General features: G+C 64.3%; 7 protein-coding genes. 5 read left to right on the forward strand and 2 right to left on the reverse strand.

What is annotated here, in order from left to right; all coding sequences use genetic code 11:
* Positions 1-222 precede the first annotated feature (222 nt).
* The 4 genes from ACIGJB_RS18655 to ACIGJB_RS18670 all read left to right on the forward strand — a co-directional run bounded on the left by ACIGJB_RS18655 (position 223) and on the right by ACIGJB_RS18670 (position 9,631).
* Positions 223-2,406 carry a type I secretion system permease/ATPase gene (locus ACIGJB_RS18655; RefSeq protein WP_483733786.1) on the forward strand — a complete coding sequence of 728 codons (2,184 nt, stop codon included), beginning with the start codon at positions 223-225 and terminating at the stop codon, positions 2,404-2,406.
* Entirely contained in the window at positions 2,390-3,778 is a 1,389-nt protein-coding gene (locus tag ACIGJB_RS18660; protein ID WP_483733787.1) for an HlyD family type I secretion periplasmic adaptor subunit, read from the forward strand. The genes ACIGJB_RS18655 and ACIGJB_RS18660 overlap by 17 nt, the downstream gene beginning before the upstream one ends.
* A gap of 88 nt (positions 3,779-3,866) precedes the next feature.
* On the forward strand, positions 3,867-8,159 hold the full coding sequence (locus ACIGJB_RS18665) for a beta strand repeat-containing protein (protein ID WP_483733788.1): 4,293 nt from the start codon (positions 3,867-3,869) through the stop codon (positions 8,157-8,159).
* A gap of 143 nt (positions 8,160-8,302) precedes the next feature.
* On the forward strand, positions 8,303-9,631 hold the full coding sequence (locus tag ACIGJB_RS18670) for a TolC family outer membrane protein (RefSeq protein WP_483733789.1): 1,329 nt from the start codon (positions 8,303-8,305) through the stop codon (positions 9,629-9,631).
* Between the two features lie 117 nt (positions 9,632-9,748).
* On the opposite strand, the gene ACIGJB_RS18675 is transcribed toward ACIGJB_RS18670, so the two are convergent.
* Positions 9,749-10,573, reverse strand: a complete 825-nt coding sequence (locus tag ACIGJB_RS18675; RefSeq protein WP_483733790.1) for a substrate-binding domain-containing protein — start codon at positions 10,571-10,573, stop codon at positions 9,749-9,751.
* 40 nt (positions 10,574-10,613) lie between these two features.
* Positions 10,614-11,576, reverse strand: a complete 963-nt coding sequence (locus ACIGJB_RS18680) for a tripartite tricarboxylate transporter substrate binding protein (RefSeq protein WP_483733791.1) — start codon at positions 11,574-11,576, stop codon at positions 10,614-10,616.
* A gap of 124 nt (positions 11,577-11,700) precedes the next feature.
* Between ACIGJB_RS18680 and ACIGJB_RS18685 the strand changes: the two genes are divergently transcribed.
* Entirely contained in the window at positions 11,701-12,603 is a 903-nt protein-coding gene (locus ACIGJB_RS18685) for a LysR family transcriptional regulator (protein ID WP_483733792.1), read from the forward strand.
* Positions 12,604-12,635: the final 32 nt, after the last annotated feature.

Here is a 12,635-nt window from a genome sequence, read left to right on the forward strand (position 1 = left end):
TTAGCCTTGCCAACCCAACCTTTTGGATGATGCGTTCCGCCGGACTCTTCACTTAAGCTTCCTGAACATCACACCATTGGGACCGGGGGGTAACCATGGATGGGTGTTTGGAACCGGGGCGCACGCTGTCCGCGCCGTTAAAATCGTGCGCGCTGATGCGCTGGCAAGACAGCGCCGGTCGCCTGCCTGGCGCCGGTGATTCCTGACGGAAGGCGGGGCACCATGCACACCGCTACCGCCGCGCCCACTGCGGGCGCCGACTGGGATCTTCCGTCTTCAGCGCTGCACGCTGCGTCGGACGATCCTCTGCTGGGTTGTCTGATTTGGCTGGCGCGATCCTTTCACCGTGCGGTATCGGCGCAAGCCCTGGTGGCCGGCCTGCCACTCGAAACGAACCGCCTGACTCCCGAACTGTTTCCCCGCGCCGCGGCACGGGCGGGCCTGTCTGCCCGGCTGGTCAGGCGCGGGCTCGACGATATCCCCGACCTCGTGCTGCCGGCGATCCTGCTGCTTGACGAGCGCGAGGCCTGTGTCTTGCTGCGCCGCCTCGAAAACGGCACCCTGCTGATCGCACTGCCCGAAACGGGCGACGGCGAGCAGGAGATCGCGCGCGACAGGCTGGCATGCCGCTACAGCGGCCATGCGATCTTTGCACGGCCCGCCCATCGTGCCGACGCTGGCGCCGAAGCCGGCCCCGCCCAGCCGCGCCAGTGGTTCTGGGATGCAGTTCGCCAATCATGGCCGCTCTACGGGGAAGTGCTGGTCGCCTCGTTGCTGACCAGCCTGTTCGCACTGGCCATGCCCCTGTTCACCATGAACGTGTACGACCGCGTGGTGCCGAATCACGCGATGGAGACACTGTGGGCGTTGGCGATCGGTGTCGGTCTTGTGATCGGGTTTGACCTCGTGATGCGTACCTTGCGCGGCTATTTTGTCGATGTGGCCGGCAGGCGGATCGATGTCACGGTCTCCGCCAGCGTGTTCGAGCGCGTGCTAGGCATCCAGATGAAGGCGCGGCCCGCGTCGGTCGGGAGCCTCAGCAGCCAGCTGCACGAGTTCGAGTCGGTGCGCGAATTCCTGACGTCGGCCACCATCACCACCCTGATCGACCTGCCGTTCGCGGTGGTCTTCATTGCCGCCATGTTCTGGGTCGGCGGCCCGCTGGCCTGGGTGCCGCTGCTGACCGTGCCGGTCGTCATCGGGATGAGCCTGGCGTTGCAGGGACCGCTGTCGCGGGCCGTTCGCGCAAGCAGCGCCTGTGCGGCCCAGCGCCAGGCGGCGCTGGTCGAGGCGCTGGTGGGCCTGGAGACCATCAAGACGCTTGGTGCGGAGGGCGCGGCGCAGCGCAACTGGGAGCAAGTGATCGGGCAGATGGCAAGGCTGGGGCTGAAGTCCCGCCTGCTGTCGGCCTGCGTGATCAATGTCTCGCTGTTCGCCCAGCAAGCGGCGTCGCTGGCGGTGGTAGTGCTCGGCGTTTATCTGATTACGGAAGATCGGCTCACGACGGGCGGACTGATTGCATGCACCATCCTCGCCGGCAGGGCACTGGCGCCTTTGTCGCAAATGGCGGCACTGACCACGCGCTACCACCAGGCCCGGACCGCGCTGGCCGGGCTGGAAAAGGTGATGCAATGGCCCGTGGAGCGGCCACCCGAAAAACATTTCGTCCACCGCCCCAAGCTGCGCGGCGAGATTGAATTTCGCGAAGTCAGCTTCCAATATCCGGGGCGCGCCAATGCGGCGCTGGACAGCGTATCGTTCCGGATCGCCAGCGGCGAGCGCGTGGGCCTGATCGGGCGCATCGGTTCCGGCAAGACGACGATCGAGAAGCTTGTTCTCGGGCTCTATGCTCCCGATGCCGGCACCGTGCTGGTCGACGGCGCAGAAGTGCGCCAGCTCGACCCGACGGCCTTGCGCCGCGATATCGGCTATGTGCCGCAGGACGTGATGCTGTTCAGCGGCACCGTGCGCGACAACATCGTCATGGCCGCGCCCCATGCCGATGACGAGGCAGTACTGCGGGCGGCGCGGCTGGGCGGCGTCAGCGACTTCATCGATCGCTTGCCGGACGGCTTCGACCTGCGCCTGGGCGAACGCGGCGAAGGGCTTTCGGGCGGACAGCGCCAGGCCATCGCCATCGCGCGCGCCGAACTGCTGCAGCCGCCGCTGCTGCTGCTCGACGAGCCCAGCAGCGCGATGGACAACCGTACCGAAGAGCTGTTCAAGGCCAGGCTGGCGTCGGCGCTCGGAGACCGCACGCTGGTGTTGGTCACGCATCGCGGCTCGTTGCTCAGCCTGGTTGACCGGCTGATCGTGATGGACCAGGGCCGTATCGTCGCCGATGGTCCCAAGGCCGAAGTGCTCAACGCACTGGCCGGGAGGAAGCTTCATGTCGCCTCAGCCTGAACGCCGGCGCGCTTCGCTGTTGCGGCGCATCGTCACGGCCCTGCGGGCGCGGGCCGACGACAGCGCCTTCATGAGCGAGCGCCACGCCGCGGCCTGCGCCGCACCGCGGCCGTTTGCGCATTGGATCCTCTGGGCTACGCTGGCCTTCGTGCTGATTGCGCTCCTGTGGGCCGGTCTGGCACGGGTGGACGAAGTGACCGTGGGCGAGGGCAAGATCATTCCCTCGAGCCAGGTCCAGGTCGTGCAGAACCTGGAAGGGGGGATCGTCGCGGAAATCATGGTGCGGCCGGGCCAGGTCGTGCGCAAGGACGAGCCGCTGATGCGCATCGACGATACCCGTTTCACGGCTTCCTTCAAGGAGGGCAGAACCAAGGACGACGCCCTGGTTGCCCGCATCGCCCGGCTGAGCGCCGAAGCTGGCGGCGTGTCGTTCGATGACGGTGCGATCGGCAATGCCGCGAACCGGGCCTTTGTGACGGAGGAGCGCTCGCTGTTCGAATCCCGCAAGCGCGCGCTGGAAGCCAACCTCGCTGTGGTGCGCCAGCAGTCGGACCAGCGCCGGCAGGAACTGGCCGAGAAGCGTTCGCGCGAGCAGCAACTGCGGCAGAGCCACCAGCTCGTATCGCGGGAACTGGCCATGATGCGGCCCATGGTGGCGCAGGGCGTGGTCTCCGAGGTGGACCTGCTGCGGCTGGAACGCCAGGCCAACGACCTGCAGGGCGAGCTTGACGCGACACGCCTGGCCATGCCGCGACTGGATGCCGCCTATCGCGAGAGCCAGAAGAAGCTCGAGGAACTCACCACGCATTTCCGCGCCGAGGCCATGCAGGACCTCAACCAGGCCAAGGCAGAGCAACAGGCGCAGAGCGCTACCAATACCGCGTTGCAGGACCGCGTGGACCGTACGCTGGTGAAAGCGCCGATGGCGGGAATCGTGAAGCAGCTCAAGGTCAATACCGTGGGCGGCGTCATCCAGCCCGGCATGGACCTGATGGAAATCGTGCCATTGGAAGACACGTTGCTCGTCGAGGCACGCGTGCGACCGGCCGACATCGCATTCCTGCGGCCCGGGCAGCCTGCCATGGTGAAGCTGTCGGCATACGACTTTTCCATCTACGGCGGCTTTCCGGGAACGGTGGAGCATATCAGCGCCGATACGCTGATGCCGGAGCGTCCGGGCGAACGCCCGGAGAGCTATTACCTGGTGCGGGTGCGCACCCGGGACAACCGCCCCACCGGCAGCACTACGCAGGTGCCCATCCTGCCCGGCATGGTGGCTACGGTGGATGTGCTGACCGGCCAGAAGACGGTGCTGCACTACCTGCTCAAACCGATTATCAAGACCAAAGAACTGGCATTGCGCGAACGCTGACCCCTTGCGCGGGCGTGCGAACCCGCGCAGCACGATAACAGGCATGGCCTGGCAAACGGGCCGCCATCTATTTAAGGACGGAGGAAATATGGCAACACTGACCGGTACCAATTCGGCGGACAATATCCTGGGCACGGCCGGGACCGACACGATCCTCAGTGGCAATGGCAATGATTACGTCTCTGCCGGGGCCGGCAATGACTACGTCGACGGTGGCAACGGCGATGACATCATCGAGGGCGGCAGCGGCGACGACACGCTGCTGGGCGGCAATGGCAAGGACCGTGTGTTCGGCGGACTCGGCAATGACGTCCTCCTGGGCGGAAACGGGGTTGACGCCGTGTACGGCGGCAGTGGCGACGACGTGATCGGCAGCCTGAACGGCGACACCGAATCTGCTGGCACCGACAATGGTGGCGACACATTGTATGGCGACGGCTTTGACACCTACGCCGACTATTTGCTTGGGCGCGGCCATGAATCGACCCAGCCGGGCAATGACCGCGTCTATGGGGGCAACGGTGATGACCTGATTTATGGAGACAACGGCGACAACGCCGTGATGGGCGGAAACGACTTTCTATACGGCGGAAAAGGCAACGACACCATCTATGGCGAAGGCGGCAACGACACCATCCAGGGCGGCGCGGGCGCCGACAAGCTGAGTGGCGGAAGCGGCCGCGACGTCTTCGTTTATTCCGCCGTATCCGATTCGACCGCGGCGAGCATGGACGTCATCACCGATTTTGTCCGGGGATCGGACCAGATCGATTTGCGGCCCGTCCTTGGGAGTTCAGGGTTCCAATGGGGCGGAGGGACTCCGACGGCCCACGGCGCCTGGTTCGAGCAATCGGGCGGCAATACCTATGTCTATGTCGATGTCGACGGCAACCCGGGCCAGCCGGAAATGGTCATTCGGCTGAACGGCCTGCATGAGCTGACGAAGGCCGACTTCGCGGGCTATGAGGTCAGCGCACCGGTTGCCGCCACCATCACGGCGTCGGCCAGCGAAGATGTGGCCGTGACCGAAGCCGGCGGCAGTAACAACGCGGTCGCAGGCGACCCTTCGGCCAGTGGCACGCTGACTGTGCATGATGTGGACAGCGGCGAAGCCCACTTCGCCACGGTGGCGCCGGAAAGCCTGACGGGCACGTACGGCACCTTCACCTTCGACAGCAGCTCCGGCGCCTGGACTTACACGCTGGACAACACCAAGGCCGATGCATTGACCGTCGGTCAGCAGGTGAATGATTCGCTCACGGTGCACTCGGCCGACCAGACCGCGCAGCAGACGATTACGGTGAACATCACCGGCAGCAATGACAGCGCGACCATCACCGCGTCGGCCAGCGAGGATGTGGCCGTGACCGAAGCCGGCGGCAATAACAACGCGGTCGCAGGCGACCCCTCGGCCAGCGGCACGCTGACTGTGCATGATGTGGACAGCGGCGAAGCCCACTTCGCCACGGTGGCGTCGGAAAGCCTGACGGGCACATACGGCACCTTCACCTTTGACAGCAACTCCGGCGCCTGGACTTACACGCTGGACAACACCAAGGCCGATGCATTGACCGTGGGTCAGCAGGTGAATGATTCGCTGACGGTGAACTCGGCCGACCAAACCACGCAGCAGACAATTACGGTGAACATCACCGGCAGCAATGACAGCGCGACCATCAGCGCATCGGACAGCGAAGATGTGGCCGTGACCGAAGCCGGCGGCTCGAACAACGCGGTCGCGGGCGACCCCTCGGCCAGCGGCACGCTGACCGTGCATGATGTGGATAGCGGCGAAGCCCACTTCGCCACGGTGGCACCGGAGAGCCTGACGGGCACGTACGGCACCTTCACCTTCGACAGCAGTTCCGGCGCCTGGACTTACACGCTGGACAACACCAAGGCCGATGCATTGACCGTCGGTCAGCAGGTGAATGATTCGCTCACGGTGCACTCGGCCGACGAGTCCACGCAGCAGACGATTACGGTAAACATCACCGGCAGCAATGACAGCGCAACCATCACCGCGTCGGCCAGCGAAGATGTGGCCGTGACCGAAGCGGGCGGCGCTAACAACGCGGTCGCAGGCGACCCCTCGGCCAGCGGCACGCTGACCGTGCATGATGTGGATAGCGGCGAAGCCCACTTCGCCACGGTGGCACCGGAGAGCCTGACGGGCACGTACGGCACCTTCACCTTCGACAGCAGCTCCGGCGCCTGGACTTACACGCTGGACAACACCAAGGCCGATGCATTGACCGTCGGTCAGCAGGTGAATGATTCGCTCACGGTGCACTCGGCCGACGAGTCCACGCAGCAGACGATTACGGTAAACATCACCGGCAGCAATGACAGCGCAACCATCACCGCGTCGGCCAGCGAAGATGTGGCCGTGACCGAAGCGGGCGGCGCTAACAACGCGGTCGCAGGCGACCCCTCGGCCAGCGGCACGCTGACTGTGCATGATGTGGACAGCGGCGAAGCCCACTTCGCCACGGTGGCGCCGGACAGCCTCACCGGCACCTATGGCACCTTCACCTTCGACAGCAATTCCGGCGCATGGACCTACACGCTGGACAACACGAAGGCCGATGGCCTCACTGCCGGCCAGCAAGTGACCGATTCTCTCACGGTGCATTCGGCGGATCTGACTGCGCAGCAGACCGTGACGGTCAACATTACCGGCAGCAATGACACGGCGGTCAACGTCGTCCCCGCCGCGCAGGCGGTCGATGAGGATACGCCCCTGGTATTCAGCGCCGCAAACGGCAACGGCATCAGCTTCTCGGACGTAGACAATTCGACCCACACCGTAACGCTAAGCGTCACCCATGGCGCGCTTACGCTGGACGGCACTGCTGGCCTGACGTTCCTGGCGGGTGACGGTTCCTCGGACAGTACCATGACGTTCACCGGTAGCGACGCCGCCATCCAAGCCGCGCTGGATGGCATGTCGTTCCTCGGCGACAAGGATTATGCGGGCGCCGCATCGCTTCAGATCCGAACCGACGATGGAACCGCCGTGGACACCGACTCCGTGGCGATCGCGATCCATCCCGTCAACGATGCGCCCGTGGCGGCTGGCGATGTCATCTATGCATCGAACAACACCAGCGGCATCCTGATACCCGTGAGCGCGCTTCTTGGCAACGATGCCGACATCGACGGTAGCGCCCTGACTATTACCGCGCTCGGCGCCGGTTCGGGCGGGGTCTCCGGCGTCCAGTTCGCGCCTGGAACCAACGATTCCTTCATCACATTCCAGACCGGCAACAGCAGCTCCGGCAGCTTCACCTACACGGTCTCCGATGGTGCCGGCGGCACCAGCACCGCCACGGTCACCGTGAATATTTCATCGACCAACGGAGCCGCGACGGTATCCCTGGCCGACGTGAGCTACCAGGCGTCCTACCTCGATGGCGGGAGCAACAGCGACGCGTTGACAGGCGCCGGGGTGAGCGACTTCTTCGTGGGTGGCGCTGCGGCGGACACGTTGAAGGGCGGCGCGGGCGACGACACGCTGCGTGGAGGCGCCGGGAACGATATTCTGGACGGCGGCGCCGGCATCGATATGCTCGATTTCTCCGATGCCACCGCAGGCTTCGCTTTTACCCTGGTACAGGGCAGCGGGAGTACCCAGGTCGACCTGACCAGCGTCGGTCTCGACAAAGACACCTACAGCAACATGGAAGGCGTGATCGGATCCAAGTACAACGATACGCTCACCGGTAGCAACGCCAATGACATTCTCCGCGGCGGCGCGGGTAATGACATGATCGATGGCGGCGCTGGCATCGACCTGCTGGACTTCTCGGATGCTACCGGCGCGCTCAATTTCACGCTGGTCCAGGGCAGCACCGCCACCGCGGTGAACCTGGCCGGCGTTGGACTGGGGACCGACACCTACAAAAACATGGAGGGCGTAATCGGTTCGTCGTTCAACGACACGCTGACCGGTTCAGCCGGAAACGATGTGCTGCGCGGCGGCGCCGGCAACGATATCCTGCTCGGCGGGGACGGCAATGACACCCTGGTTGGCGGCGCCGGCGCCGACACACTCACAGGCGGGGCCGGCACCGATACCTTCGGCTTTCTCCGGGCGGACGCAGCTTCCGTCGATACCATCACCGATTTCAACGTCAATCCCACGGCTGCCGGCGGCGACGTGCTGGATCTTTCGGACCTGCTATCGGGCATGAACGTAACGGGCGCGAACGCGGCCCAGTTCATTCATCTGTCGGAGGTCGGCGGCAACACGGTGGTCAGCGTGGATCGGGATGGCGGTGGCACCGGTGCGGCATTCCAGGATGTAGCCGTGCTGCAAGGCGTCGCAGGCGTCGATCTCAATACGCTGCTGAGCAATGGAAATATCCACACGGTTTAAGCGCGTCGCCAGCTGCATGCCAACAAGCAGGTGATGCGTCAGCAATACCGGAAACACGGTTGAGAAGGGCAAAATAAGGGTGACGGACGGCTTGCCGGGCCTGGCCGGCAGGCAAGCCGCAAGAGCGCCCGATTGGGGAAATTATGGGATCGACGCCATGCCGGCTGGCATGCGTGCTGCTGTGGGTCGCCATGCTGTTGCCGACCGCGGCCGCCCCGCAGGCATTGCGGCAGGCGGTGGACCAGGCCGTGCATACCAATCCCGAGGTACTGGCCGCGGGGAGCCGGCGGCTTGCCGCCGATGAGGGGCTGAAGCAGGCGCAGGCCGGCTACCTGCCCCGTGTCGATGTGAATGCGGCTACCGGCCAGGTGCGGCTGGACAGCCACAACACGCGCCTGATGGGGCTGGCCGACTCGAACTATGCCAGCCATGCCGCCGGCGTCACGATCTCGCAGATGCTGTTCGACGGCTTTGCCGTCAGCAGCGAAGTGGACCGCCAGGGCGCGAAGATCGACGGGGCCGCATACCGTGTCGGCGCCACGGCGGAGGACATCGCACTGCGAACGGTCGCGGTCTATATGGAAGTGATGCGCCGCCGGGAAACCGTGGCGATCGCCATGGCCAACCTTGAGACACACGAGCGCATCCATGAGCACATCCGGACGGGCGCGGAGAACGGCGTGCTGCGCCGCGCCGACCTGTTCCAGGCCGAAAGCCGTCTGGCGCAGGCCCGCGCCGCCCTCAGGGCGGAGCAAGGCAGTCTCCAGGACGCCCTGACCGCATACCGGCGCGTGGTGGGCGTATTACCGCAGGAATTGACCCGGCCGACCTCTCTCGCCGCCGCGCTGCCCGCGACGGAAGTTCAAGCCGTGCAGGTCGCCTATGCCAGCCATCCATCACTGAATGCCGCGCAGGCCGATATTGCCGCGGCCGAGGCAACACGATCGCTCGCCAAGTCGGCGATGTATCCGAGGTTGGATCTCGAAGTCAGCATGAACCGGGACCGTGACCGCGTGCTTGGCACCACTGACGAGCGCAGCGTCATGCTCCGCCTGCGCTACAACATTTTTCGCGGCAATGCCGACAAGGCGCGTATCAACGAGGCCGGGTACCAGATACAGGAAGCGATGCAAAACCTCGATAGCATTCGAAGGCAGGTGCAGGAAGGCGTGTCGCAGGCCTACAATGCCTACCTTACCGCGCATGACCGTGTTGCCATCCTTGGGCAATATGTCGAATCCAGCGATGCGACCCGGGTCAGCTATGCCAAGCAGTTCCGGATTGGGCAACGCAGCCTGCTGGACCTGCTCAACGCCGAGAACGAATACTTCAGTGCGCGCACTGCCTATGTGACCAGCGAGTACACGGAGATTGCCAGCCAGTATCACATTCTGGCGGGCATGGGGCTGCTGCTGGCAACGTTGGAGATATCGCCGCCGGAAGAAGGGATCGTGCGGATGGGGCGACGGTAGTTCACTTGCATCCCTGGCGGCCTGGTTGACGCACTTGCGCTCACTGGGCGCGCGTAAAGGAAGTCTGGTGTCTCGTGGATGAAGCGTGCGGGGCACATCGGAGCGGCCCCGCATGCATCAGGGCTTCGGCGATTGTCCAAGCACCGGCGGCGCTGGCGGTGGCAGCGGGGTCGCCACAGGTTCGAGTCCGGTGCTGCCGACAATTGCAGCCGCCGCTGGCGAGGCCAGGAATCTGACGAAGCGCGAGGTGGCCGTTGTCTGCCGACCTGCAATCGTTCCGGCTGAGAAGAAGACTTTCTGTTGCAGTTCCTCTGGCAACGGGCCGACGAAATCCAGTTCCTTGAACGGCAGCAATTCGCTTACCTGCTGAAAGCCGATGTCCGCGTCGCCACGCGCGACCACGGTCCCGACGCGCTCGCTGTAGATCTTGTGGGCCTTGTCCTTGATCTTGTCCGCGACGCCGAGCCGGGGAAACAGCTCGTTGGAAAGATAGGTGCCGCTGGCGCTGGCGGAATAGGCGATCGATCTGGCGTTGAGCAGGGTTTGCTTCACGGCTTCCGTGGTGCTGATATCCGGCTTCGGCGTCCCCTTGCGCACGGACATGCCGATTAGTGAGCGCGCCAGATCGACCCGACTCCCTCGCGCCACTTTGCCTTCCTCTACCAGCTTGTCGAGCCCTGAGTCCGCCAGGATTACGACATCAAATGTCTCGCCGCGGGCTAGCCGGCTGGGAATGGAATCGGGGGCATTGCCCATCGATGCGCCGTACGCGGTGATGACGTGATCCTGCGTGGCGGCCTCGTACAGCGGCACAAGTTTCTGGTAGGCGGCCGTGAAGCCGCCCGAAGTAATGACACGGATCTCATCCGCCCAGGCTGGACCTGCCAACCAGAGCAGCAGGACCGGGATGGCGTGCCTGGCTGCAGACGTTGCGAATTTCATGCTGTCTCCTCCGACTGATGGCAGTGCACTGCACCGCTCGTCAGTCTTCCTTCATGTTGGCGGCACGCGCGATCGGGCCGAGGCGGCCCTTTTCCGCCGCCAGGAATTTGGAAAAGTCCGCCCGCGTTCCGCCCATCGGCTGAATGCCTTGCGGGATCAGGCGGGCGCGCAGTTCCGGTGACTTGAGGGCGGAGTCGATGGCCTTGTTCATCTTGTCGAGAATTGCCTCGGGGGTGCCGCGCGGTGCGAAGACACCAGACCAGTGGCCGATGAAGATGCCGGAATAGCCGAGTTCGGCAGTGGTGGGCACATCGGGCATTGCGGCAATGCGCGTATTCCAGGTTGAAGCGATGGCCCGCAGCTTGCCGCCTTTTACCTGCGGGAGCACCACGACACTGGCTTCCGAAGTCGCGTCCACCTGCTTGCCGACCACGGCCACCATGCCTTCCGACCCGCTCTTGTAGGGGATGATCTCGAGCTTGGCGCCGGTCGCCACCTTCAGCATCTCGGCGACGAAATGCGGCGTGCTGCCGGTGCCCGCCGTAGCAAAGTTCAGGCTTTTGCTCCCTTTGCCGAGGGCGACCAGGCTCTTGAGGTCCTTGATCGGCGAGTCGGCCGGCACCACGATGATCGACGGGCTAACTGCAAGCAAGGCCACCGGTACCAGGTCTTGCTCCTTGTACGGCAGGTGTGCCTTGATCATGGCGTTGGTGATGACGCCGGCCGCCGGCGCCAGGAACGTATAGCCGTCCGGGGCTGACTTGGCGACATAGTCGGCACCCAGTACCGAGCCGGCGCCCGGCTTGTTCTCCACGATGATGGGCTGCCCAAGCTGCTTTGACGCCGCGTCGGCCACGGCGCGGGCAACCAGGTCGTTGGCGCCGCCTGGGCCAAACGGCACGACAAACTTCACGGGCTTGGCCGGCCAGGTTTCGGCGCTGGCGGTCACGCTACTGGCGGCAAGGCTCAGGGCGAGCAACAGAGTGCGAACTGCGAGTTTCAAGGTAGGTCTCCGGGATGCGTGCTTGTTATGCACTTCACGGCACGTGAAGACGTCCCGCCAAGGCATTGCAAGCGTATTGCGTTACGACTAATCTGTGAATTGCAATGTTTTCAATAATTGATGCATGACACGCATTAATTTTGGTCTCGAAGACCTTCAGGCGTTTGTCGCCATCGCGGAAAAAGGCAGCTTTCGAATGGCCGCGGAGGCGCTGCATATTTCCCAGCCTGCGCTCAGCCGGCGTATCGAGAAGCTGGAGAGAACGCTCGGCTCGCGCCTGCTCGAGCGGACCACGCGCCGGGTGGAGACGACCCACATCGGACGGCAGTTCCTGGAGGAGGCCCGTGCTGCGCTGGCTATTCTTGACAGCGCGGTGCTGCGACTCGGCGACGAGGTCTCTCTCCAGCGCGGGCTGGTGACTGTGGCGGCGATACCGTCGGCAGCGCTGCACTTCCTGCCCGACGCTATCCATCGGTTTGGCAACCAGCATCCGGGCGTGCGTGTGCACGTGATCGATGAAAACGCGAATGCCGTACTGGCGAGCGTCATGTCGGGAGAGTCCGATTTTGGAATCAACTTCATGGGTGCCCAGGAACCCAACATCGAATTTCATGCTGTCCGCGCCGAGCCCTACCGGCTGGCGTTGCGGCGCGACCACCCATGGTCCGGACGGGACTGCATTGCCTGGGAAGAATTGGCGGGCCAACGCATGGTGAGCGTGTCGAAACAAAGTGGTAATCGCAACTTGATCGAGAACGCCATCGCCCACCTGGAACGACGCCCCACCATCCACTACGAAGCCAACCACGTTGTTGGCGTGCTGGCCCTGGTAGAGGCCGGGCTAGGGATGGCAGTGCTGCCTGGCATGGCGCTGCCGCACGATCATCCCCGCCTTTGTGGCATTCCGCTGGTGGAACCCACCGTAGACCGGATCCTTGCACTGATACGGCGCCGTGACAGGCCATTGCAGCCTGCTGCGCAGGCGTTGTATGGAACGCTGATATCGGACACCGCGCCGGGTTCTTGAAACGGCCGGGAAGCGTTCATCGGCCGAGCATG

This window comes from Cupriavidus sp. C2SS-8b, assembly GCF_057073745.1.

Excerpts from the sequence above, each read along its gene's own strand:
- ACIGJB_RS18670 (WP_483733789.1), top strand. The coding sequence starts at position 8,303 with ATGGGATCGACGCCATGCCGGCTGGCATGCGTGCTGCTGTGGGTCGCC.
- ACIGJB_RS18665 (WP_483733788.1), top strand. The coding sequence starts at position 3,867 with ATGGCAACACTGACCGGTACCAATTCGGCGGACAATATCCTGGGCACG.
- ACIGJB_RS18685 (WP_483733792.1), top strand. The coding sequence starts at position 11,701 with ATGACACGCATTAATTTTGGTCTCGAAGACCTTCAGGCGTTTGTCGCC.
- ACIGJB_RS18655 (WP_483733786.1), top strand. The coding sequence starts at position 223 with ATGCACACCGCTACCGCCGCGCCCACTGCGGGCGCCGACTGGGATCTT.
- ACIGJB_RS18675 (WP_483733790.1), bottom strand. The coding sequence starts at position 10,573 with ATGAAATTCGCAACGTCTGCAGCCAGGCACGCCATCCCGGTCCTGCTG.
- ACIGJB_RS18660 (WP_483733787.1), top strand. The coding sequence starts at position 2,390 with ATGTCGCCTCAGCCTGAACGCCGGCGCGCTTCGCTGTTGCGGCGCATC.